The sequence below is a fragment of the Pseudaeromonas sharmana genome, assembly GCF_042649925.1.
GTDB lineage: Bacteria > Pseudomonadota > Gammaproteobacteria > Enterobacterales > Aeromonadaceae > Pseudaeromonas > Pseudaeromonas sharmana.
Genome location: NZ_JBHSAF010000014.1, coordinates 826,073 through 847,624 on the forward strand (window position 1 = coordinate 826,073; position 21,552 = coordinate 847,624).

At 55.9% G+C, this 21,552-nt stretch carries 22 protein-coding genes and 1 riboswitch; of the genes, 11 read left to right on the top strand and 11 right to left on the bottom strand.

Annotated features, from left to right (window positions below):
* Window positions 1–3: 3 nt before the first annotated feature.
* The 4 genes from nagA (at window position 4) to ACFOSS_RS13455 (ending at window position 3,821) form a co-directional block, all read left to right on the top strand.
* On the top strand, window positions 4–1,155 hold the full coding sequence (gene nagA / locus ACFOSS_RS13440) for an N-acetylglucosamine-6-phosphate deacetylase (RefSeq protein ID WP_377153354.1): 1,152 nt from the start codon (window positions 4–6) through the stop codon (window positions 1,153–1,155).
* Complete coding sequence (locus tag ACFOSS_RS13445) at window positions 1,152–2,363, top strand: ROK family protein (RefSeq protein ID WP_377153356.1); 1,212 nt, start codon at window positions 1,152–1,154, stop codon at window positions 2,361–2,363. The genes nagA and ACFOSS_RS13445 overlap by 4 nt, the downstream gene beginning before the upstream one ends.
* Window positions 2,364–2,610: 247 nt before the next feature.
* Window positions 2,611–2,949, top strand: a complete 339-nt coding sequence (gene maoP / locus ACFOSS_RS13450; protein WP_377153358.1) for a DUF413 domain-containing protein — start codon at window positions 2,611–2,613, stop codon at window positions 2,947–2,949.
* Complete coding sequence (locus ACFOSS_RS13455) at window positions 2,949–3,821, top strand: LysR family transcriptional regulator (protein WP_377153360.1); 873 nt, start codon at window positions 2,949–2,951, stop codon at window positions 3,819–3,821. Before maoP ends, ACFOSS_RS13455 begins: the two co-directional genes overlap by 1 nt.
* A gap of 1 nt (window position 3,822) precedes the next feature.
* On the opposite strand, the gene yfcE is transcribed toward ACFOSS_RS13455, so the two are convergent.
* The 4 genes from yfcE to ACFOSS_RS13475 all read right to left on the bottom strand — a co-directional run bounded on the left by yfcE (window position 3,823) and on the right by ACFOSS_RS13475 (window position 7,226).
* Entirely contained in the window at window positions 3,823–4,365 is a 543-nt protein-coding gene (gene yfcE, locus ACFOSS_RS13460; RefSeq protein ID WP_377153362.1) for a phosphodiesterase, read from the bottom strand.
* A gap of 133 nt (window positions 4,366–4,498) precedes the next feature.
* Window positions 4,499–4,738 carry a FeoC-like transcriptional regulator gene (locus ACFOSS_RS13465; RefSeq protein ID WP_377153364.1) on the bottom strand — a complete coding sequence of 80 codons (240 nt, stop codon included), beginning with the start codon at window positions 4,736–4,738 and terminating at the stop codon, window positions 4,499–4,501.
* Entirely contained in the window at window positions 4,735–7,002 is a 2,268-nt protein-coding gene (gene feoB / locus ACFOSS_RS13470; RefSeq protein ID WP_377153366.1) for a Fe(2+) transporter permease subunit FeoB, read from the bottom strand. The genes ACFOSS_RS13465 and feoB overlap by 4 nt, the downstream gene beginning before the upstream one ends.
* Window positions 6,999–7,226, bottom strand: a complete 228-nt coding sequence (locus ACFOSS_RS13475) for a FeoA family protein (protein WP_377153368.1) — start codon at window positions 7,224–7,226, stop codon at window positions 6,999–7,001. The genes feoB and ACFOSS_RS13475 overlap by 4 nt, the downstream gene beginning before the upstream one ends.
* A 133-nt stretch (window positions 7,227–7,359) precedes the next feature.
* Between ACFOSS_RS13475 and ACFOSS_RS13480 the strand changes: the two genes are divergently transcribed.
* The gene (locus ACFOSS_RS13480; RefSeq protein ID WP_377153370.1) at window positions 7,360–7,677 is read left to right on the top strand and encodes a translation initiation factor; all 318 of its coding nucleotides are present in this window, start codon (window positions 7,360–7,362) and stop codon (window positions 7,675–7,677) included.
* A gap of 39 nt (window positions 7,678–7,716) precedes the next feature.
* Here ACFOSS_RS13480 and ACFOSS_RS13485 read toward each other — a convergent pair whose 3' ends face one another.
* Window positions 7,717–10,104 (bottom strand): DNA polymerase II, encoded by a 2,388-nt coding sequence (locus ACFOSS_RS13485; RefSeq protein WP_377153372.1) that lies wholly within the window; start codon window positions 10,102–10,104, stop codon window positions 7,717–7,719.
* Between the two features lie 55 nt (window positions 10,105–10,159).
* Window positions 10,160–10,627, bottom strand: a complete 468-nt coding sequence (locus tag ACFOSS_RS13490) for a DUF4357 domain-containing protein (RefSeq protein WP_377153374.1) — start codon at window positions 10,625–10,627, stop codon at window positions 10,160–10,162.
* A 370-nt stretch (window positions 10,628–10,997) separates the two neighbouring features.
* Here ACFOSS_RS13490 and argA point away from each other — a divergent pair, with 370 nt between their 5' ends.
* From argA to ACFOSS_RS13515, 5 genes are all read left to right on the top strand, one after another.
* A complete protein-coding gene (argA, locus tag ACFOSS_RS13495; RefSeq protein ID WP_377153376.1) occupies window positions 10,998–12,326 on the top strand; it encodes an amino-acid N-acetyltransferase in 1,329 nt (442 codons plus the stop codon).
* Window positions 12,327–12,601: 275 nt separating this feature from the next.
* Window positions 12,602–12,774, top strand: a riboswitch (Lysine riboswitch).
* Between the two features lie 82 nt (window positions 12,775–12,856).
* A complete protein-coding gene (lysC, locus tag ACFOSS_RS13500) occupies window positions 12,857–14,209 on the top strand; it encodes a lysine-sensitive aspartokinase 3 (RefSeq protein ID WP_377153378.1) in 1,353 nt (450 codons plus the stop codon).
* 230 nt (window positions 14,210–14,439) lie between these two features.
* On the top strand, window positions 14,440–14,610 hold the full coding sequence (locus tag ACFOSS_RS13505) for a hypothetical protein (protein ID WP_377153380.1): 171 nt from the start codon (window positions 14,440–14,442) through the stop codon (window positions 14,608–14,610).
* The gene (locus ACFOSS_RS13510; RefSeq protein WP_377153382.1) at window positions 14,607–14,927 is read left to right on the top strand and encodes a heavy metal-binding domain-containing protein; all 321 of its coding nucleotides are present in this window, start codon (window positions 14,607–14,609) and stop codon (window positions 14,925–14,927) included. Before ACFOSS_RS13505 ends, ACFOSS_RS13510 begins: the two co-directional genes overlap by 4 nt.
* A 2-nt stretch (window positions 14,928–14,929) precedes the next feature.
* Window positions 14,930–15,232, top strand: coding sequence for a DUF1289 domain-containing protein (locus tag ACFOSS_RS13515; RefSeq protein ID WP_377153384.1), 303 nt, complete (start codon window positions 14,930–14,932; stop codon window positions 15,230–15,232).
* A gap of 101 nt (window positions 15,233–15,333) precedes the next feature.
* Here the strand turns inward: ACFOSS_RS13515 and ACFOSS_RS13520 are convergent, their stop codons facing one another.
* Window positions 15,334–16,689: a leucine-rich repeat-containing protein kinase family protein gene (locus ACFOSS_RS13520; protein ID WP_377153387.1), complete on the bottom strand. Its 1,356-nt coding sequence runs from the start codon at window positions 16,687–16,689 to the stop codon at window positions 15,334–15,336.
* A 403-nt stretch (window positions 16,690–17,092) separates the two neighbouring features.
* Between ACFOSS_RS13520 and ACFOSS_RS13525 the strand changes: the two genes are divergently transcribed.
* Window positions 17,093–18,004 (top strand): LysR family transcriptional regulator, encoded by a 912-nt coding sequence (locus tag ACFOSS_RS13525; protein WP_377153389.1) that lies wholly within the window; start codon window positions 17,093–17,095, stop codon window positions 18,002–18,004.
* A 40-nt stretch (window positions 18,005–18,044) separates the two neighbouring features.
* On the opposite strand, the gene ACFOSS_RS13530 is transcribed toward ACFOSS_RS13525, so the two are convergent.
* The 4 genes from ACFOSS_RS13530 to ACFOSS_RS13545 form a co-directional block, all read right to left on the bottom strand.
* Window positions 18,045–18,920, bottom strand: coding sequence for an NAD(P)-dependent oxidoreductase (locus ACFOSS_RS13530; protein ID WP_377153391.1), 876 nt, complete (start codon window positions 18,918–18,920; stop codon window positions 18,045–18,047).
* Window positions 18,921–18,986: 66 nt separating this feature from the next.
* Window positions 18,987–19,598: an SRPBCC domain-containing protein gene (locus tag ACFOSS_RS13535; RefSeq protein WP_377153393.1), complete on the bottom strand. Its 612-nt coding sequence runs from the start codon at window positions 19,596–19,598 to the stop codon at window positions 18,987–18,989.
* Between the two features lie 8 nt (window positions 19,599–19,606).
* Complete coding sequence (locus ACFOSS_RS13540) at window positions 19,607–20,620, bottom strand: zinc-dependent alcohol dehydrogenase family protein (protein WP_377153395.1); 1,014 nt, start codon at window positions 20,618–20,620, stop codon at window positions 19,607–19,609.
* Window positions 20,620–21,147 carry an SRPBCC domain-containing protein gene (locus ACFOSS_RS13545; RefSeq protein ID WP_377153397.1) on the bottom strand — a complete coding sequence of 176 codons (528 nt, stop codon included), beginning with the start codon at window positions 21,145–21,147 and terminating at the stop codon, window positions 20,620–20,622. The genes ACFOSS_RS13540 and ACFOSS_RS13545 overlap by 1 nt, the downstream gene beginning before the upstream one ends.
* Window positions 21,148–21,552 lie beyond the last annotated feature (405 nt).

The following is a 21,552-nucleotide window of genomic DNA, read 5'->3' on the forward strand; positions in this document are numbered from 1 at the left end:
ACCATGTTTGCACTCTGCAACGGTCTGATCCACACCGGATCAGACACGCTCGTTGATCATGCGATTGTGATCGAGGCCGACACTATCACGGCCCTGTTGCCGCAGACTGACCTCCCTGCGGACTGTCCGCGTATGGACTTGCACGGCCGGCATATCACGGCCGGCTTTATCGATCTGCAGTTGAACGGTTGTGGTGGTGTCATGTTCAACGATGCCCCAAATTCGCTGACACTCGATGCCATGCACACCGCCAACCTCAAATCCGGCACCACCAGCTTTCTGCCGACGCTGATTACCAGCCCGGATCAGGATATACAAAGTGCAGTGCTGACGGTGCGTCACTATATGCAGTGCCATGCGCATCGTGTCCCCGGTGTTCATCTCGAAGGGCCCTACACCAATAAATTGCGCAAGGGGATTCACCCGGTCGAGCAAATACGCCGTCCAAGCGACGCGATGATCGCGTTTTTATGCGAACACGCCGATTGCATTGCCAAAATTACGCTGGCGCCCGAGAAAAACCGCCCCGAACACCTGCGACAATTGCGCGATGCCGGAATCCTGCTCTCGATTGGTCACAGTGCCGCGTCCTATGCCGAAGCCATGGCCGGATTTGATAATGGCATTCGCTTTGCCACCCATCTCTACAATGCGATGACCCCCACCTTGAATGGCCGCGAGCCGGGGATTGTCGGCGCCATCTATGATCGGGACGACATCTATGCCGGCATCATAGTGGATGGACACCATGTGCACCCGGCAAATGTCCGGCTTGCACACAGGGTATTGGGAGAACGGTTGTGTTTGGTGACCGACGCGACTGCACCTGCCGGGGCGCCGGATGGCTTTACCCAGTTCGATTTTTGCGGCAGTACCGTCTATTACCGTGACGGACAATGCGTCGATCGCCATGGTACACTCGGCGGCTCGGCACTGACGATGATCGAAGGGGTTGCCAACCTGGTAAAGATGGTCGGACTCACGCTTGATGAAGCGTTACGCATGGCCAGTCTCTATCCGGCGAAGGCGATCAACTGTGCCGACCGGCTCGGACGCATAGCGCCCGGTTTTATTGCCAACCTGGCCATCTTTGATGACGACTTCAACGTCCTCGCCACCGTGGATCAGGGTCACTACGCAGAACAGGGACAATGACTGAAGGACAAATCGCCAATATCGACCTTGTAAAACAGGTTAATGCCGCTGCTGTCTATCGCATCATCGATCAGCAAGGCCCCGTCTCGCGGATCCAGATTGCCGAGATCTGCCAGCTGGCTCCGGCCAGCATCACCAAGATCACACGGCAGATGCTGGAGCATGGCTTGATCCGCGAGGAGGCCTTGCTGGAGTCGACCGGCGGGCGGCGAGCGATCGCCCTCGTCGCCGAACAGCAGCAGTTTCAATTCATCTCCTGTCGTCTGGGGCGCAAGAGCCTGCATATCGGGCTGTATAACCTGGCTGCAGCGGAGCTGGATCGCGTCGAATTGCCGTTCACGGAACGCGAACGGGAGCCGGTCATAGCCCGATTGAAATCTGAATTGACCTCGTTTATTGCCAAACGCAGCAAGCAGATCGATAAACTGATTGGTTTGGCAATCACCCTTCCCGGCCTGGTAAATCCTGAATCTGGAGAGGTGCTCTACATGCCCAGCCTCGCGCTGGCGGGCTCTCCGCTGGCCCATGAGATGGAACAACACTTCGGGTTACCCACCTTCATTGGCAATGACACCCGCTCTTTGGCGCTTGCAGAACACTTTTTCGGTGCCTCCCGTGACTGCCAGGATTCAATACTGGTCTCGGTCCACAATGGCACCGGGGCCGGTATTATCAGCAAAGGTAAGGTGCTGTTGGGGCAGAATCGAAACGTCGGCGAAATTGGTCATATCCAGGTTGAGCGCTTTGGCAAGCGCTGCCAATGCGGTAATTTTGGCTGTCTGGAAACCATTGTCTCCAACCCGGCAATCCTGGAGCGCAGCCGGGAGTTGTTATCCCGTGGACACGCTTCGAGCCTGGATGCGGAGCAGTTGTCGATGACCAGCCTGTGCATTGCTGCACAACAAGGTGACGCCCTCGCCGTTGAAGTCATTCGCCAGACGGGGGAATACCTGGGCCAAACCATCGCCATCATGGTCAATCTGTTCAATCCGCAGAAGGTCTTGCTGGCAGGTGAAATTGTTGCGGCGTTCAACCTGCTGCTGCCTGCGATACGGCAATGTGTGGAACATCAATCCTTGCCCAGTTTCCATCAGCATCTTCCAATAGAGCGAGCGCACTTTCAAAGCCAGCCCACCATGGGAGGCGTTGCCTTGATTAAACGCGCGCTGCTGGAGGGAGACCTGTTGCAACGCATCATGGAAATGTGAATTTCTCGGCAGATCCGGCACGAGGACAAGACGAATCCTTACCGACAAAAGCATTCGGACTTTGTACGATTATTCAGCTATTTACGCGGGTTTCTCCAGCATTGGACAGCAGTTTCACGCCATTGCTGCGCTGATGTATCGAACGATGAAATATTTTAATCGTATTAATAAAAATTTCGAGTTTTACATCTGATGGCTGCTGAACATACTTCCCCGCGACAGGACAACAACAATAGAAACGATCACTATGAGTTTTACATCCGACAAGCGTTTCAATGATTTTCAACATTTCCCGCGTGGTCTGCGCCGTAGCGGTCAGTTTACCGTTGCTGAAGCCGACATGCTGGAACTGTGTGGCCAGGCGATGCTGGAGCTATACCAGAACAAACGTGTCCCGAGTGACGATGTGGAAAAGGCGTTCCTCGACCGCGTCGCGGCGGGTGAGCCCGCAGGCAACCCCCACGCTAAGGTATGGTTCAAATATCTGAAGGTTATTGGCCCACGCCGTGTTCACCGCCTCTGCACCTCTGGCGGGAATGTCAGTGATGAAGCCAGCTTCGATACAGCCGACGAGTCACTGGACTGATGGATACCGATCTGCTGCGCACCTTTATTGCGGTTAGCAAGAGCCGCCATTTTGGTCGTGCAGCAGAAACCCTTTATCTCACCCAGTCTGCAGTCAGCTTTCGTATTCGCCAACTGGAGCAACAGCTAGGCGTATCTTTGTTCACGCGTCATCGCAACAACATTCAACTCACAGCCGCTGGCGAACGCCTGCTGCCCTACGCCGAAACCATTCTGCAGACCCTGGGCCAGGCCAAGCAGGTGATCGCGCAACAGGCGGTCATGCAGCAACAACTGGCGATCGGCGCTCCTGCCTTCTGCTGGGAGCTGGGCCTGCAGGAGTGGCTGGACCCCTGGTTTGCCAACCGAGAATCGACTCTTTGTCTACGTACCGAAACCGGGCAGCGGGAGCAACTGTGCCGCCAGTTGCTGGAACGGACACTCGATCTGGCGATCCTGGTTGAACCAAGCAAAATTGACGAAATCACGGTACGCCCTTTTTGCGACTACCCGCTGACACTGGTTTGTCGTCAGCCAGGCCAGCATTTCACCCAGATGGCAAAATCCTACGTTCAGGTGGACGGGCTGCTACCAGGAGCCCTGTTCCCCAGCGAGTTACAGTCGCGGACCACGGTACTGCTCACCTCGTCACTGCAACAGGCGATAAAACATCTGTTGCGCCATGGTGGCATGGCCTACCTGCCGCATCCAGCAGTGGCCAGCTACATCCGTCAAGGTCAACTGCATCTGGTAGAGGGCGCGCCCAACATGAGCCGCCCACTCTATCTGGCCTGTCGCAACGATGTCTTGGCCGATGAAGAGATCAGCGGGTTGCTGCGCACCCAGTGGCAGCCCGGAGCCAAAGCCGCGGTACGGCCTCAGCAGCAGCCTTGATTCAACTGAGCGTCAATAACGGTAAACCATCCTGTAATCCCATGACTTGCCAATGCGCTTGATGCCATAGCCCATAACTGGGCATATAACCTTGTCGCGGGAAGGTAATGGATCCCGGATTCAACAGCGTAACGCCCTGCTCACTGCGCAACATCGGAATGTGCGTGTGGCCGGTCAGCAAGGTATCCCCCTCCTGCAGCGCTAATTGCTCCTGCTGATAAAGATGACCATGGGTCATGCATATTTTCGTCGTGCCCAGCAGCAGATAGTTGCAGGGAGAGAGGCAGGGAAACGCCAGCAACATCTGGTCTACTTCACTATCGCAATTACCGCGCACGGCAATAATGCTATGCCTGCGGGCATTGAGCATCTCGGCAACCCGCGCCGGCGCATAGCCCTCGGGGACAGGGTTGCGCGGTCCATGGTTCAACAAGTCACCCAGTAATAAATAGTAATCAGGCTGATAGCGCTCCAGCTGTTGCAAACACTGCTCCAAGGCCGGCGCACATCCATGAATATCCGCAATCACAGCAAGAGTCGGCATTCTCATCTCGTTGGTAACTTTTGACTGCTTGCCATTATCCTCTAACTCGCGAGCGGAACAAGTCGACGACCGCCTGCCATGGGCCGCAAACAACAGAGCCCGCTTGCGCGGGCTCCAGACATATGAAGCAGATTCAATGCTGAATCAAACCAATCTGCCCCTGGGGTAACCATTCATACATCACTGTTTCGCGTTCCCCACAGCATCGTCCGCTGCAACCACCTGATTGCAGCTTGCGGATCCGTCCTTTCCGCATCCAGATACCCAGCATGGCATCAATCGCCTGTTCATCGGCAGCAAAATGCCGAGACAGCTCCTGTAACGACATGCGTTGCCGCTGTTCCAATAAGGCTCCGAGTTCACGCACTATCATACCAGCACCACCTTGCGAGCCAGAATGTTGCCCTTACGATGCATACCCCACCAAATCAGGACGGCACTGACCATATAGAAGGCCACCCAAGCCAGGCTCTGCAGCGGATGCGCGGCAAACGTTGCTAACTGGTAATAGAGGGTCGAGATCATGAACGCCATCACGTTGCACCACAGCGCAGTAAAAATCGCCCAATTTCGACCCGTCTCACGAACGAGGGAGCCCATCGCCGCGGCACAAGGCATATACAGCAAAATAAACAGCAAGTAAGCAAAAGCCCCTACCTGACCATCAAAGTGCGTTTGCATATTGGCATAGGTCGACAGGCTGACCTCCTGCTCCTCGGCCATGGCGTTCTTATCTTCCAGATCGCCGAGTTCCAACCCCGCAGGATCCCACGGATTGATGGCTTGCAGATTCTCATGAATCGATGCCAGTGCTTCGTAGAAGCTATCCAGCAGGCTGAACTCACCCTCTTCTTCACCAACAGGGCTCTGATACAGGCTGTTTAACGTCCCGACCACGGCCTCTTTGGCAAAGATCCCGGTGGCGATGCCCACCGTCGCTTGCCAGTTATCTTCGCGAATACCCAAAGGCGAAAGCACAGGCGTAACGGCCATGGCCACATGGCTAAGAACTGATTTCTCGCTATCCTGGTTACCGAAGCTCCCATCCGTGCCCAACGAATTCAGCATGCTCAGCGCGGTGACCATCAACACAATGGTCTTGCCCGCCCCGAAGATAAAGCTACGCAGCTTGTGCCATGTTTTGATCAGTACATAAGTTGGACGCGGGATTTCGTAATCCGGCATCTCCATCAGCATCGATTCACTGGTACCCGGCAGCAAGGTTTTACGCAAAACCAGGCCCGTTACAATCGCCACCGCGATACCAATCAGATACAGCAGGAACACCAGGTTCTGCCCGGACTCCGGGAAAAAAGCCACGGCAAACAATGCATACACAGGCAGACGCGCACCACAGGACATAAACGGCGCCATGGCTGACGTCATCAGACGCTCACGTTCGGCATTCAAGGTCCGAGCAGCCATGAATGCCGGCACGGAACAGCCGAAGCCCATCAACATGGGTACGAATGCTTTCCCAGGTAACCCGAGTTTGCGCATTACCCGATCGACGACGAATGCAGCACGCGCCAGATAACCTGATGCTTCAAGCACAGCAAGAAACAGATACAAGAAACCGACAACCGGGATGAAGGTCGCAACCGTCTGGATACCGCTGCCCACACCATCAGAAAGCACGGAAACCAGCCACTCGGGCGTCCCCCATGCGGAGAGCCAGTGCCGAATACCATCAACAAACAAGGCGCCGGCAAAAATATCAAAGAAATCAATAAACGCACTGCCGACATTGATAGAGAAAAGAAACATCAGATACATCACCAGCAAAAACACCGGGATGCCAATCCAACGATTGAGTAACAGATTGTCGATGCGCTCACTGGCTTTGACGCTGAGTTTGCCATGTTGCTGCAAACAACTGCGGGCCTGATTATGGATGAAACCAAAACGCACATCAGCCAAAGTGAGTTCGGCATCCATTCCGGTAGCCTGCACCTGCAGTGATGGCAGCAGACTCTTAACCCGCTCATCCTGCTGCTCCAGCAACAGTTGATCCTGCTCCAGCAGCCGAACCGCGCTGCCGCGTGTCGAGAAGTGCTCATGCGTGACAAGGGGCTGCAGCTGGGCGATCAACGCCTCAAATTCGGCACCATAATCCAGACTCAACGCCGGCTGACGGGCTGCTGCGATGTAATCCGGCAACTTGGTCTTCAGCGCCTGCACTTCCTTGCGGTTGTAAGCCGACAATGCCACAACCGGGCAACCGAGAATTCGTGCCAGCGCATCAACATCGACGGACTGACGCCGCTTCTTGACGACATCATATTTATTTAGAATCACCAGCAGCGGCAGTCCCAACTCGCGCAACTGTAATGTCAGCAGCAAGGAGCGCTCCAGAGCGGAGGCATCGATGACATTGACCACCAGATCGGGTTGGTGCGTCAGTACATAGCGATAGGCAATCTGTTCATCAATCGAACTGTCTCGACTTTCCAGTGCATAGATCCCTGGCAGGTCGATCAGTTGGTAATGCTGGTCCTGGACACTGAATGAACCGCTCTTTTTATCAACGGTGACACCGCTCCAGTTCCCTACTTGCTGATTGGCACCAGTCAGGGCATTGAAAAGCGAGGTTTTGCCACTGTTAGGATTCCCAACCGTCATCAAATTCCATTTCATACGGCGACTACCTCAATCTGCATTGCCAGTTGTTTCTGAATCGACAACGTGATGTTGCCGGTGGTGATCTGCAACGGATCACCTAACGGAGCCTGCCGCAAAAAACGGACCTCACTATGGGGCAGCAACCCCATCGCCATCAGACGTCTACGCACTGGACCTTCCAACGATCCCATGCTGACAATCCGCACGGCTTGTCCGGGTTTAAGCTCATTCAGATACATGGGCACCTCACAACCTTAACTGATAATAGTTATCACTGATGGTGATTATAGGAAAAACCCTCGTAAAAGGAAGCAGATTATTTGACCTGCGTCGCGGTATAATCGGCATAGTTGATTTGGAGCAAAATATAAGATGTCAGACAGCAAGCTGGTTTACTCCACTGAATGGACCAATGGCAAACCGCCCACGACTCAGCCCTCCAACGCAGGCAGCGCAGACGGCATCCTGAGAGTGCGCCGGGAAACCCAGGGGCGCAAAGGGGCTGCCGTCATCACGATCCAGGGCGTCGCCGAAACTGAGCAAAAAGCCTTAGCCAGCCAGCTGAAGAAAAAATGTGGCAGCGGGGGGGCTATCAAGCAGGGGATCATCGAAATACAGGGCGAGAAACTCGAACAAGTCATGGCATTACTACAGGCCAGTGGCTATCAGGTGAAAAAAATCGGCGGCTAGTTCAATACCGGACGGGTTTTATCGCAACACAGCGTTTAATCAAAACAGTGATAGCTGTTCATCCGCCCACTCGTCAAAACGACGACCGATAAATGGCAGGATCGCTTCCGCTACGGGCCGTAACTGTTTATCGATGTAATGTTCATAATCAATAGGGTGCTGACGATACTCCAGTGGTTCAGCCCCCTGCGTCGTGATGAGATAACGGATCTCATGACGCCGTGCCGTCAGGGGGCCGCTACGCTCCTGTTCGGCCTCATCAGCCAGCCGTGCCGCTTTGACATGCGGTGGCATCGTCTTTTGATATTCATCCAGACGCCGTCGCAACCGTTTACGATAGACTAACCAGTGATCCAGTTTGCCTTCGCGGGTATCGCAAACAAAACGGCGAATAAACTCCGCTGGATCCTCGTCATGAAAGATGCGCCAATACAGCCCCTGCTGAAATTGCTTCGCCAATTCGGTCCAATCAGAACGTACCGTCTCCAATCCCTTGAACACCATACGTTCAGCCCCCTCTTGCTGCACTAGTCCCGCGTAGCGTTTTTTGCTACCCAATTCGGTACCACGGATGGTCGGCATTAAAAAACGCTGATAATGACGCTCAAACTGCAACTCCAGGCAAGACTGCAACGCAAACTCCTCTGCCAGACGTTGTTGCCACCAGGCCGTCACTCCTGCGGCCAGACCCTGGCCTATCGTCTCGGCCTGAGAGGTATCAATGTCATCACCCAGCCAGACAAACAGCGAATCGGTATCACCATAAATCAGTTGCCTGCCCTGTTGTTCGATCCAGCGCCCTGACTCTTGCATAATCCATTGCCCACGCAAGGTGATACTGGAAGCCAGCCGAGGATCAAAAAAGCGACATCCCGTAGAGCCGAGTACCCCGTAAAACGAGTTCATCAGGATCTTCAGGGCCTGGGAGCGTGCACTGTCACGCTGCTGTTTGGCCAGATCACGCTGTTGCCATAGTCGGGCGATCAAGCTGGGCAAAATCGGATCGTCTCGCAAGAATTGAGCCCCCAGCATTCCCGGAACCGTACTCTTGCCATGCAGCTCGGCAGGCTGTTGTAACCCGAGCACCAAACCCAATGGATCTATCAAAAAAGTGCGAATTATCGAGGGGTACAAGCTTTTAAAGTCCAACACCAGGACATGTCGGTAAAAGCCTGGACACGAGTCCATGACGTAACCACCAGGAGATGGAGCCCCCTGGATACGTCCCAGCTTCGGCGCCACATAACCTCGTTGGTGTAGCCGCGGTATGTACAGGTTGCCAAATGCCGCAACCGAGCCACCATAACGATCTAACTCCAACCCGGTGAGCTGGGCTCGAAGGCAGACAAAATCAATCAGATTGCAGTGCGCAAAAATCTCCAGCACCAACTGGCAATCCTCAAGGTTATAGCGAGCCAGTGCGACGGGATCCTGATGATACAGACGGGTAATTTCAGCCTGGCGATCCAGGTCGCCATCGATAAGTTTGCCGCGTTGTAACAACTGCTGGGCAACGGCTTGCAGACTGTAACTGTCAAACTGCCAACTCGCCGATTTCAGGCTGCTGATGCCATCCACCACCACGCGGCCGGGGATCAGAACCTGGCCATTACCGGCGATCTTGCCCTCGCGCCAGCGGGCCTGCGCGCCCCCTCGCCCCCAATAAGGTTTGATCCGATGACGCTCGGCTCGTTGCAATAGCAGACGAAAATCAAAATTGACGACATTCCATCCTAGTATGAGGTCCGGATCCCACCGTTGCAGCGTGGTGGTCAGCTGTAGCAACAGCTGTTTTTCATCAGCCACCCATTCGATGGGCACATCCGTCATGACATCACGCTGGGAGCCGATCATCAGGACACACGCCCGCGCCCCCGAATTTTCCTTGATGGCAATCGAATACAAAGAGCCATCAGCCGCGCACTCAAGATCCAGGGAGACCCAGCGCAACGCAGGTATGTCGTCACAGGGCATCAGCTGTTCCGCGCGCAACTCGGAATATCCACTGTGACGCACCAAACGCCCGCTCGCCGCCACACCGAAGGTAATGCCGTGTTGCATCAACACGGCATCGACATGCCGGATATCGCCTTCCAAGACTTCAAGCCGATGCTGTTGCAGTAACTCCAAAGCCTGCTGACGACGAGTCAATGACTCGAAGCAACATGCAACTAAGGGCTCACTGTCAAAGGAAGAAAGGCGGGTCGCGCGCCACCAGCCATGCAGATGATGTTGCTTAAACAGGGCTGCGGCCGTGGCTTGATCCTGTTTAAGCAAAAAAAATGAAGGCGCAACAGCATCATATATCAACCGCACAGGCCCCTGCGCTGTCGCTAACCAGAGCTCGAGACTGGCTTTGGTTGTCGCAGGATCCTGCAGGCGATCGCTCGCCTGACGTGTCAGAATGACACCCGACACGGTTGCCATCGTCTGCACCAGCGTCATGTCATGCCAACCGTTCCTCGCCTAGCCTCTGGCAGAATCAAATCTTCTTTCCGAACCCGGACTCTTTGAGCGTAAAACCATCCTGATTGCGCCAGGCATCCAGGCCACTGCGATTGTTGCCAGCAATGAGACTGGCGGCCAGGCTGGGGCTGTTGAACAACTGGTCCTGCAAGAACACATAACCGGACGCGTCAGCCTGTAATACGCCTTTGCCCAATAACTGCTCACGCAATTCAATGACTGGCTCGCGCAGGGAACCGGCCTGTTCACCATTGACGCGAGAGCCTGCCAGCACCACAAAACCAGGTTTTTGACGTTGTCCGACCGGATACCCTGTCGCCTCAGCGCCTTTCACACTGAAGTAATAGCGCTCCCGCTCTCCCGGCGTACTGCTGGCCAACGCCTTCTGCAGGGCCATCAATTCATCGAAGATATCAATCGGAACCACAGCGGCCTGACGATTGCCCTTGTGATCGACAATAAAGCTGACCTGCTTGCCTAACATCCTCGCAATTCCTTTGTCTGGCGATAAAAACTCGCTTCAGTTTGCCTTGTGTTGACATCAGAACCAAGCCTTAACGGTGGATTTGAGAAGCTGGCGACGTCGCCACGGCGGAAGCCCGGTGCGTGTATTGTTGTCGCATGCAAGGTGTATCCAGTGACGCGAATACTGGCCGCACATCCAACAATCGGTAAGCGATTTTAGCAGACTACCCTGCGGTTCAACGGTGAATTAGAGCAAATAATGCAGATCTGAATTCTGCAGCCTCAACGTTATTGATAAACATAAAAAATCATTTTTAGTGATTATTTATACTTGCATGCGGCGCAGTTTTTCACGATCATGATGCCACTATCACAGCAAGGATAAACTGATGGTCCGCGAAAGAGATGCCGTACTGGTGAATGCCTTCCGTCATTCCACTCCCTATGTAAATCATCACCGGGGGTCGACCTTCGTCATCATGGTGGGGGGAGAAGCCATTGCCGATGAGCATTTCAACGACATGGTTGCCGATATAGCCCTACTGCAGAGTTTGGGCATTCGGCTGGTTCTGGTGTTTGGTGCTCGTCCACAGATTGACAACGCCTTGGCCCAGGCCGGGATCCGCTCCCGCTTTCACAAACGTATCCGCGTTACCGACAGCGACAGCTTCCGTATCATCAAGCAGGTCTGCGGCGGGCTACAGCTGGAGATCACCTCTCGGTTATCGATGGGCCTGGTCAACACCCCAATGCAAGGGGCACGGTTGAATGTCGTCAGTGGCAACTTTGTTACCGCACAGCCGATCGGCGTCGACGACGGCATCGACTACTGCCATAGCGGCAAGGTACGGCGTGTCGATAGTGACGGTATCCGTCGCCAGCTGGACCAGCAGGCCATCGTGCTGGTCTCTCCGGTCGGATTCTCCGTCACGGGTGAGAGTTTCAGCGTCAATGCCGAAGAGATTGCCGCCCAGGTCGCAATTCATCTTGGCGCCGATAAGTTGATCTCGTTTTGCTCGCAGCAAGGGATTATTCATCAAAATGGACAGGTGGTCTCGGAGCTGTTCCCGGAACAAGCCGAAGAGTACCTATGGGCCCTGGAAAAACAGGGCGACGACAGTTCCGGTACTGCCCGTTACCTCCGAGCTGCCATTGCCTCCTGTCGCGGTGGCGTACCGCGCAGTCATCTGGTGAGTTACAAAGAAGACGGTGCCCTGCTGCAGGAGCTGTTTACCCGTGATGGGATCGGTACGCAAATTGTTCGTCAGAGTGCGGAACAGGCTCGCTCCGCTTCAATTGATGATATTGGCGGCATTCTGGATCTCATTCGGCCATTGGAAGAGGAAGGCATTCTGGTGCGCCGTTCACGCGAACAGCTGGAAATGGAGATCGATCACTTCAGTATTATTGAGCGGGATGGTCTGGTCATTGGCTGCGCCGCACTCTATCCGTTTCCGGAAGAGTCCATGGCTGAGATGGCCTGTGTCGCGATTCACCCCGACTATCGCAGTTCCAGTCGTGGGGATCGGCTCGTCGCCAAAATTGAAGAGCACGCGCGTCGCCAAGGCATACACAAGCTGTTTGTGTTAACAACCCGCTCCATCCACTGGTTCCGTGAACGCGGGTTTGAGCCGGTAGAGGTATCGGATCTGCCCGTTACTAAGCAAAAACTCTATAACTACCAGCGCAGATCGAAAATCTTGTTGAAAAATATATAAAAAAAGACGGGGCCGACAAAATAACCGGCCCCGTTTTGGCAATGGAGATTTCTGGTTTCCACGCGGCGTAATATAGCAGCGCAGGATCGGGGGATTCGTGGAACCGGTCACATAACCAAGCATTGTTTTCATCTGTTTAACAAAAAAGTCCAGCCCAGATCACGAAATGAAACGGCTTTCTGTATGCGCTTACATTTGATCTGGCTCCGGATTTGGGTAGTAAATTTGACAGGTACCCCCGAGAAAGGGTATTTGTGTTAGACCCGCCTCAAGCGGGAACCAGAAGAGGCGCGTTGTTCAGGTAGCCGGCAGCAGGATGACAGTATCCGTCGATGGCCGGTCAGGGGGTACAACGCCGAGACTGCTTGCACACTGTAACGTGTTGGTAGTCGGCTGCGAGGGCTGAATCCCTCGGGCTGTCACCTGAGGGTGAAGTGCTTCTGGCAGGAAATTCTTTTTTCCCGCCTTAAACGCCCGCCTTCTTGGTTTCAACATTAAACGGATTTTGCTGTCTTTCAGGAGTTTTACCCGTGAACCAGGTTTGCGTTGCCAAGTTCGGCGGCACCAGCGTTGCCAATGCCGAAGCCATGGGCCGCTGTGCCCAGATCGTCGTTAATAATCCCAAGACCCGTGTTGTGGTGCTGAGCGCCAGTGCCGGCGTCACCAACCTGTTGGTCGACCTGGCCGCAGGCACCTTGGATCAACAGGCGCGCGAAGAGCGGCTGCAACGCTTGACCGACATCCAGTTCCATATTTTGGCTGACTTGGGCCACCCTACCCTGCTGGTACAAACCATTCGCGACATGCTGGATGAGGTCCGCGATCTGGCGGCGCAAGCCAGCGTGGTCACCGATGCCTCGCTGGTTGACCGCATGGTCGCGCAGGGTGAACTGATGTCGACCCGTTTGTTTACCGAATTGATGAAGCAGCAAGGCCATGATGCCGTCTGGTTCGATGTGCGCAAGGTGATGCGTACTGACAGCCGTTTTGGCAAAGCCACGCCGGCCATTGAGGCATTGCGTACCCTTAGCCAGCAAGAGCTGGCACCGCTGGTTGCTAACCATTACGTGATCACGCAGGGCTTCATCGGCGCCAATGCCGAGGGTCAGACCACCACCTTGGGCCGCGGTGGTAGCGACTACAGTGCCGCACTGCTGGCCGAAGCGCTGAATGTCAGCGAACTGGAAATCTGGACTGACGTTCCCGGCATTTACACCACAGACCCGCGGATGGTGCAGAGCGCTCGTCCGATCCCGGAGATCAGCTTTGCCGAAGCGGCTGAAATGGCGACCTTTGGCGCCAAGGTTCTGCACCCGTCGACACTGCAACCGGCTGTTCGCCGCAATATCCCGGTGTTTGTCGGCTCCAGCAAGGATCCTGCTGCTGGAGGGACCTGGGTTCGCTCCAGTACCGAGTCCAATCCGCTGTTTCGTGCCGTGGCCCTGCGTCGCAAGCAGATCCTGCTGACCCTGCAGAGCCCAAACATGCTCGGCGCCTGCGGCTTTCTCGCCGAGGTGTTCTCGATTCTGGCCCGTCACCGAATCTCGGTTGACTTGATTACCACTTCCGAAGTCAGTGTGGCACTGACCCTGGACCAGACCGGCAGCCAATCCAATGGCAAGTCGATCTTGAGCGATGAGGTGCTGGCCGAGCTGGGCGCCCTGTGCAAGGTCAAGGTGGAAGACAATCTCGCGCTGGTTGCCCTGATCGGCAACAGCATGAGCACCGTTAGCGGCGCAGGCAGCCGTGTCTTCGAAGCCATTGATGACGTGAATATCCGCCTGATCTGTTACGGTGCCAGCGCCCACAATCTCTGCTTCCTGGTCGGCGAGGACCAGGCGGAAGAGATCATTCAACGTTTGCACCGCAAGCTGTTGGATTAAGTTAAGTCCTTTTACTCCGTTTCGGCGCAGGCAAAGCCTGCGCCTTTTTTATTTCCGGTCGGCGCGAGTTTGTTCAATAAGTTCTATTAGTGTCATCGATGACAGGGCAATACATATGGCCTCCCGGGTGCAGGCATCGCTCAATTCCACTGAATAGACAGGAACCACCTGGCATTAAAATACCAAGCTATGACCTTGATAAATAAGGTATTATTTTCATTGTTTTGTGGGTGATTGATGGAGTGTCTTCTGAATATTCGGGAATCACGGCATGCGGCTCCTTTAGGAAAATAGAAAATGCCGCAGGGAAAAAAATTAACCTTCTGAAGCTGGCGCTTGCCGCTGCATTACCAACTGCTATGCTGGCCTATGATCAGTTGGATAAAGGATACCTCATATGATTCTTTCGACCACGCCCACCCTCGAAGGCCGTCAAATCACTGAATACCGAGGCATTGTCGTAGGGGAAGCTATTCTTGGCGCCAATATCTTCAAGGACTTGTTTGCCGGACTGCGCGACATCATCGGTGGCCGCTCCGGTGCCTATGAACGCGAACTGGCCAAAGCTCGCCAGATTGCCATGGACGAACTGGCCGACAAGGCGCGGGAGCTGGGAGCCAATGCAGTGGTCGGTATCGATCTCGACTACGAAGTCGTCGGCCCCAATGGTGGCATGTTGATGGTCAGTGTAAGCGGCACCGCCGTCATAGTCCGCTAAACATGGTCAGGGGGCTGTCATCTCGCCATAACGAACAGCTGGAACTGTTCGAACTGGCCAGCCCCTGTATCGGCGTTTGCCAGACTGATGAGCGTGGTTATTGCTGCGGCTGTTATCGTTCACGACAGGAGCGTTTCGAGTGGCAGCAAATGAGCAATGCTCAGCGCCAGGAGGTGCTGCGCCTGTGTCGTGACAGGGCGCGCCGCAAACGCAAACCGGTTACAGAGTCCAACGCCATCACCGCATCACAGCTTCCCCTCGACGGCCTGGACACTCCCGCTTCATCATCGGATAGCCAAGCCTGACGCCTCGTCTGTGTCAGCGCCTCCAGGAAAGCGTGCGTTTCCTGCCGCCTGACTGACAGTTGCCGGCGCTTGTACTACACCGTCCTGGCCGTCACGTTGCATCACATTTCAGCCTGCACCGCAGCAAGCGGCAGTGTGGACACATCCGCGCGCCAGGTCTCAATCAGTTTCTGCAACCGGGCATGCAAGGTTGCAAAATCCGGACGTGAAGATGGGGGCTGTTGCAGGCACGCTGCTACCAGCGCCGCAATTTCATGCTCTAGCGGGACGGGTAAATTACAGCAGGCAACCAGCTCTTCAAGCAAACAGCCAAAGGCCCTGACTTCAATCCGCTCAAGGCTGTCACCCAGGGCTGAGCCGGGCTCATAGCTGGAGGCGGCACCAAAGTCACCCAGCAGCGCCCGCCCCTCGCCATCATGCAGTATGTTGTGGGCATAAAAATCACCATGCAGTATGCCGCGGGCATGCAAGTGAGCCGCTACCGAGGCCATGGTGCTGGCAATCCCCAGCATGGCCGGGACGGATAACAGGGTGTCGGCAGCATAGACATCTCGTGTACAGCTCGCCAGACTTGGCGGTCCGGCCAGGTTGCTGAAAGCCGGTGAGATCAGTGCCATCACCAGCGCCGCCATGCCTTGGGGATGATCCGCAACCTGTCCGATGAGTTCAATTAACGCCGGGTGCTGTCCGGCCGCCAACGAAGCGGCTAACTCGCTTTGCGGTAAGCCATCACTGGTCATCTCACCTTTGAAACATTTTACGGCGACCGGTCGTGACTCAACTCCGGCTGACCACTCCGCCGCCATGATGCGACCTGATGCCCCCTCACCCAGTTGCTCACCCATGCGCAAGGTTGCCCACGGGATAAGCTTGACGGGTTCGAGCGCGCGGGCGGGCTGCGCACATGGATTGCCAGCAAATGCTAGCCAACTCAACCTTGGCAAGGTCAACAACCAGGTCGGCAGCGACGTGAGGCCATTGGCCGACAGACGCACCAGCTCCAGGCTCTGGCAGGCGGCAAGGGTCGCGGGCAAGCTCGTCAGCCGGTTACCCGCCAACATCAGCTTTTGCAGTTGGTGGCAACGCCCGAGTTCGGGAGGCAATACCGAAATGTCATTATTCGTCAGTACCAGCCAGCGCAGTTGGCTTGGCAGGGCCGCCGCCGGCACCTCGTGAATGCGATTGGACTTGAATCCGACAATCGATAACCGCGGGCAGCGCCCCAAGACCGCAGGTAGCCGTGTAAAGCGGTTTTCAGAGCAGAAAAGGATGCGCAATTGACTGAACTCAGCCAGTTCATCAGGCAACTCAGTGAGCTGGTTTCCGCTCAGATCCAGCACTTCCAGCGAATCCTTGAGGGTTAATATCTCCGCGGGGAAACTGGCCAGATTTTCACACAGTTGCAAATAACGTACGCCGTTCAGTTCGCCCGAACGCAGTTGCTGGAGGGTTTGCATATCTCGTTCTCGATCAGGAAGTCTGGCAGGGCCGGGGCACGCTCGCGGTGTGAGCCGGCAGACGCCAAAGTTGGCGCATTATAAAGAAATGTGACGCCGCTCGCTCGGCAACTTGTTCGCCACCTCGCGCAACCGCATCGGCAGGCCTTGATGCCCCCTGCACTCAAGATAATCAGCCAGCAAGTACGCACATGGCATGCGGTGCCATGCACCGAGCCCACAACCCTTAAGTCAACGCCGCTATCACCAGACGATGAACAAGACTAGCTGTTGCACAACGACACAACGCAGACAAGAATGGGCTGTCGTCAGGAACCGACATCGCCGGCGGCAAATTCCCCGCGCCCTGCACGTAGTGAGCGAGAGGCAAAGACGGGACAGACCATGTCAGCGGAGTATGGATTTGAAAGAAATAACACAGCTGGATCTCAATTTGCTCAAGGCGCTGGATGCATTGCTGGATGAGTGCAACGTGACCCGCGCCGCCAGTCGACTGGGGGTGACCCAGCCCGCCATGAGCGGCATGTTGACCCGGTTGCGCGAGAACTTTGGCGATCCCTTGTTTGTCCGGGCCAAGCACGGCATCGTGCCCACCCAGCGCGCCCTGGCGCTCAGCGCGCCACTCAAGCAGGTTATCAGCGAAATTGGCGCCTTGCTGCAAGCTCCCGACTTCGATCCCTTGACCGCGAACATCACCTTTACCATAGCCGCAACGGATTATGCTCTGCGCGCGGTCGCCTTGCCGTTTCTGTCTGCGCTCAAGCAACAGGCCCCACATATCCGGATCGCACTGGTGCCGGTCGATGATAAGCAGGTCCAACTGCAGTTGGAGCGCGGCGACATTGATCTGGCGCTGTTAACACCGGCCAGCACGCCCCCCGATCTGCACGCCAAAAACCTGTTCGATGAACACTATGTCTGTGCGTTGCGCCAGGGGCATCCGGCCATGCAGGGCCGCAAGCAACTGACGGTTAGCCAGTTGTGCGAGCTGGACCATGCGCTGGTCTCCTACACGGGGGGCGGATTTCGCGGCGTGACCGATGAGGCGCTGGAGAAGCTGGGTCAGCAGCGACAGGTCAGCTTGTCGGTCAAGAGTTTCATCATACTTCCCGAGATCCTGCGCGCCAGCGATATGGTGGCCATATTGCCGAGCCGGTTGGTTGCCGGGATGGATGACCTGATGGTGTTTGACCCACCCATCGAGGTTCCCGGCTTTACCAAGGTGGCAGCGTGGCACGAGCGAACCCATCGTGATGTGGCCCATCGCTGGCTGCGAGAGCTGTTGTTCACCCAGTGCGCGGCCGCCAAAACATGACAACAGGGTGCAAGCGCCGTCCTTAACGGCGCCTGTGCTCTCAAGCGTGACTGTCCGCCTTGAATAGCGTGACCACGCCAGTCATGTTTTGCTCACCTAGCCCCTGCGCTATGGCCTGCTGGAAAATCTTGCGTGCAGCCGCCATGGTGGGGACTTGTTCAACGGCTCCGGCTGCCTGGATGGCATAGCCAAAATCTTTTTCGAGCAACCCAATCGGGAATTGCGGGGCAAACTGCTCATTGACCATGGAGCTGGCAAGGTAGTTAGCGACGGGCGCCCAGACCGAGGTGCCAGCTATGGCGCCCAATACGGTTGGTACATCGGCACCGTTGCGCTGCAACACGCCGATGATTTCAGCCAGCGCCGTGACCTGGATACCCAGCAAGGCATTGGTGGCCAGCTTGGTTAGCGCGCCGTGACCTGGAGTACCAACATGGTGAATGGCGGAGCCTGTGGCCATCAAAATCGGTTTGGCCTGCTCCAATACCTGTTGTTCACCGCCAACAAGATAAATCAACTGCCCGGCCTCGGCTTGAGGACGAGAGCCTGATACCGGCGCCTCGAGAAACGCCAAGCCACGCGCAGTCACTTGCTGCCCCAACGCCTGCACCCACTGCGGCGTCAACGTGGAACTCTCAATAGCCATCGCCCCTGCGCTCATTCCGGCGAGGGCACCGGTGTGCGGATCGAGCCAGATCTGACGCGAGGCGTCATCATCCCTCACCATGGCCATGACAAAGTCGGCGCCGACTGCCGCCTCTTTTGGCGTGGCGGCCTGACGAGCACCGATGGCAACCAGTGCTTCGGCAGCGGCAGAAGTACGGTTCCACACCGTCACCTGATGTCCGGACTTGATGAGCCTGGCGGCCATGCGTGCACCCATTGCACCCAGGCCTAAAAAGGCAATATTACTCACGTTATCTCTCCTGCGGTGGTACACGTCGCCGCCGCGAATACCAAGATGTTTGCGGCGGCAGGCGTGTTACTTAGCCTTGCTCTTGCGCGCAGCGTCAACTAACCCATCCAGCCACTCCTGGTGACCGTTGATCATGATGTTCGGTTTGCTGGCGGCGAGTTTTTGTGCGGGTTGTCCTTTCTGACTTTCTTGCGTCAGGATGCGTACCCGCCCCCCTTCCAGATCCTCGACTAACCAGGCATGGATGACATCCAGCCGCTCGGCACTGCCCTCTTTACCAGCCCAGCCATGCCAGGCAACACGGCCTGGTTGGCCATGCTTTGGCGGGACGAACTCGGTCACCTGAGCCTCGACCGGGAAGCCGAAAGTTTTGAAGAAGAAACGGTCACCTTGGGCCAGAACAGGTCCCTTACCGTCATAAAAATGTACATCCGCAGAGTTACCGTAGTAGCTCGGCCACTTCGTGGCGGTCGCCAGCAGAGGCCAGACATCGGCTGCACCAAGACCCGTGACGATGACCTCATTGGATACGAAGTTGTCCGTGGTGCCAGGTAAGTAGCCTGCTGGCCAGACAATAGCGTTCTGTTTGTTACCGGCCGCAGTAGCCTGGGCGGGCATACCAGCTGTTGCGCATGAGGCGAACAGGATCGCCGCCATGCCAAGCACTGAGCGTTTCATAATGCCGCTTACCATTCGACCACCACCTTGCCAAAATGAGCTCCGCTCTCTTGATAACCGAACGCGTCAGCCAGAGACTCCAGCGGAAAGCTGCGATCGATCACCGGGCGGATGCCGGCTTGTTGCAGTGCAGCAATATACTCCTGCTGATCGCGGCGGCTACCGACGATTAGCCCCTGCAATTTGGCTTGTTTTGCCATCAAGGTGGCGGTCGGCAGAGCGCCTTCGCGACCGGTCAGGACACCGATCAACGCGATATGTCCGCCAACACGTACGGCTTTGATCGACTGGCCCAAGGTGCCAGGCCCACCGACCTCAACGATGTGATCCACACCACGACCGCCTGTCAACTCAAGCACACGCTTTGCCCAATCCGGGGTCTGGCGATAATTGATCACCGCATCCGCCCCCAGGGCAAGCGCGCGTTCGAGCTTTTCATTCGAGGAGGAGGTAATGATGACACGGGCACCCATGGCCTTGGCAATCTGCAGTGCCGCAATCGATACGCCACCGGTACCCAATAGCAGCACACTGGCGCCAGCCTTAAGTTGTCCATCGACCACTAATGCACGCCAAGCCGTCAGCCCAGCCGTGGTGATAGTGCTGGCTTCGGCATGCGTCCACCCTTGCGGGGCCAAAGTGAAAGCACTGGCAGCTTGCACCACATACTCGGTGGCATAACCGTCTATGCCATCACCTGGCGTCTTGCGGAAGTTCCCAACAGCATCCCATGGCAAACCATCTGCCCATTGCGGGAAGAAACAGGACACGACATGATCCCCTGGCTTGAATTCGGTAACCCCCGCGCCGACTGCCTCGACGATGCCTGCCGCGTCCGACATCAGGATCCGGCCATCCTCGGTGGGAATGGCGCCATTGGCAACCAGCAAGTCATGGAAGTTGAGCGACGTCGCATGCACGGCAACACGAATTTGCCCCGGACCCGGCTGACCGGGATCGGCCAGATGACGAACCTCAAGCTGCTCAAGCCCACCGGGAGCACGAACGACAATGGCTTTCATCATTTCGCTCCTTGGTTGGCGCGGGCAGCCGCCACCAGACCATCCAGCCACTCTTGATGGCCGTTGATCATCGGATTGGGTTTGGCGTTGTGTAACTCTTCGGCCGGTTTTCCTTTTTGTGTCTCCTGGGTGAGGATGCGTACCCGGCCACCCTCCAGATCTTCAACCAGCCAGGCGTGATGCACGTCGAGGCGCCCCTCTGTGCCCTCTTCGCCAGCCCAGCCGTGCCAGGCAACGCGGCCTGGTTGGCCATCGGCGGGTGACACATATTCATTGCACTGGGCCTCGACCGGAAAACCGAACGTCTCGAAGTAGAAGCGGTCGCCAACGGCCAGTACTGGCCCCTTGTCATCGTAGAAACGCACGTTGGCGGAGTTGGCATAGTAAGTTGGCCAAAGCGCGGGGGTACTCAGCAGCGGCCAGATCTCTGCCGCAGAGAGCCCTGCAACGATGACTTCGTTAGATACATAGTTTTCGGTAAAGCCGGGGATGTAGCCTTCAGGCCAGATGATGGCGTTCATGGTCATGGATCTATTCCTCGAGTCGTGGTTGACGTGGGTTCAGCGTCGCAGCGCTCATTTCATACCGTGCTGCTTGCTGGCTTGACGCTTATAGTGGGATCGAGAGAGAAATAAATCTAATGCAGTGTTTTTATAAGACCAATAAACACAGCTAATATCATAAGCTTTGGCGATGGGTGTTGCTATGAGTAACAGCAATGCAAAACTCATGGCCGCCACGCCGGGTTGAGCTCGTCGAGGTCAGTGGGGACGGTGGCTTGCCGGAGCGTCACAGTCAAAATGAACATCACCGCGACGAACTTTGCCTGACGCCACAGACAAAAAAACCGATACCATGTCGGCACTTCTCATGCCTTGCATGGTATCGGTGTCTATCTCATGACTGACCATGGCGCTGCCATGTAAGATTTT

What these genes read in the sequence shown, in the direction of transcription:
- nagA (WP_377153354.1), top strand. Translation starts at nt 4, where the DNA reads ATGTTTGCACTCTGCAACGGTCTGATCCACACCGGATCAGACACGCTC.
- ACFOSS_RS13445 (WP_377153356.1), top strand. Translation starts at nt 1,152, where the DNA reads ATGACTGAAGGACAAATCGCCAATATCGACCTTGTAAAACAGGTTAAT.
- maoP (WP_377153358.1), top strand. Translation starts at nt 2,611, where the DNA reads ATGAGTTTTACATCCGACAAGCGTTTCAATGATTTTCAACATTTCCCG.
- ACFOSS_RS13455 (WP_377153360.1), top strand. Translation starts at nt 2,949, where the DNA reads ATGGATACCGATCTGCTGCGCACCTTTATTGCGGTTAGCAAGAGCCGC.
- yfcE (WP_377153362.1), bottom strand. Translation starts at nt 4,365, where the DNA reads ATGCCGACTCTTGCTGTGATTGCGGATATTCATGGATGTGCGCCGGCC.
- ACFOSS_RS13465 (WP_377153364.1), bottom strand. Translation starts at nt 4,738, where the DNA reads ATGATAGTGCGTGAACTCGGAGCCTTATTGGAACAGCGGCAACGCATG.
- feoB (WP_377153366.1), bottom strand. Translation starts at nt 7,002, where the DNA reads ATGAAATGGAATTTGATGACGGTTGGGAATCCTAACAGTGGCAAAACC.
- ACFOSS_RS13475 (WP_377153368.1), bottom strand. Translation starts at nt 7,226, where the DNA reads ATGTATCTGAATGAGCTTAAACCCGGACAAGCCGTGCGGATTGTCAGC.
- ACFOSS_RS13480 (WP_377153370.1), top strand. Translation starts at nt 7,360, where the DNA reads ATGTCAGACAGCAAGCTGGTTTACTCCACTGAATGGACCAATGGCAAA.
- ACFOSS_RS13485 (WP_377153372.1), bottom strand. Translation starts at nt 10,104, where the DNA reads ATGGCAACCGTGTCGGGTGTCATTCTGACACGTCAGGCGAGCGATCGC.
- ACFOSS_RS13490 (WP_377153374.1), bottom strand. Translation starts at nt 10,627, where the DNA reads ATGTTAGGCAAGCAGGTCAGCTTTATTGTCGATCACAAGGGCAATCGT.
- argA (WP_377153376.1), top strand. Translation starts at nt 10,998, where the DNA reads ATGGTCCGCGAAAGAGATGCCGTACTGGTGAATGCCTTCCGTCATTCC.
- ACFOSS_RS13510 (WP_377153382.1), top strand. Translation starts at nt 14,607, where the DNA reads ATGATTCTTTCGACCACGCCCACCCTCGAAGGCCGTCAAATCACTGAA.
- ACFOSS_RS13515 (WP_377153384.1), top strand. Translation starts at nt 14,930, where the DNA reads ATGGTCAGGGGGCTGTCATCTCGCCATAACGAACAGCTGGAACTGTTC.
- ACFOSS_RS13520 (WP_377153387.1), bottom strand. Translation starts at nt 16,689, where the DNA reads ATGCAAACCCTCCAGCAACTGCGTTCGGGCGAACTGAACGGCGTACGT.
- ACFOSS_RS13535 (WP_377153393.1), bottom strand. Translation starts at nt 19,598, where the DNA reads ATGAAACGCTCAGTGCTTGGCATGGCGGCGATCCTGTTCGCCTCATGC.
- ACFOSS_RS13540 (WP_377153395.1), bottom strand. Translation starts at nt 20,620, where the DNA reads ATGAAAGCCATTGTCGTTCGTGCTCCCGGTGGGCTTGAGCAGCTTGAG.
- ACFOSS_RS13545 (WP_377153397.1), bottom strand. Translation starts at nt 21,147, where the DNA reads ATGACCATGAACGCCATCATCTGGCCTGAAGGCTACATCCCCGGCTTT.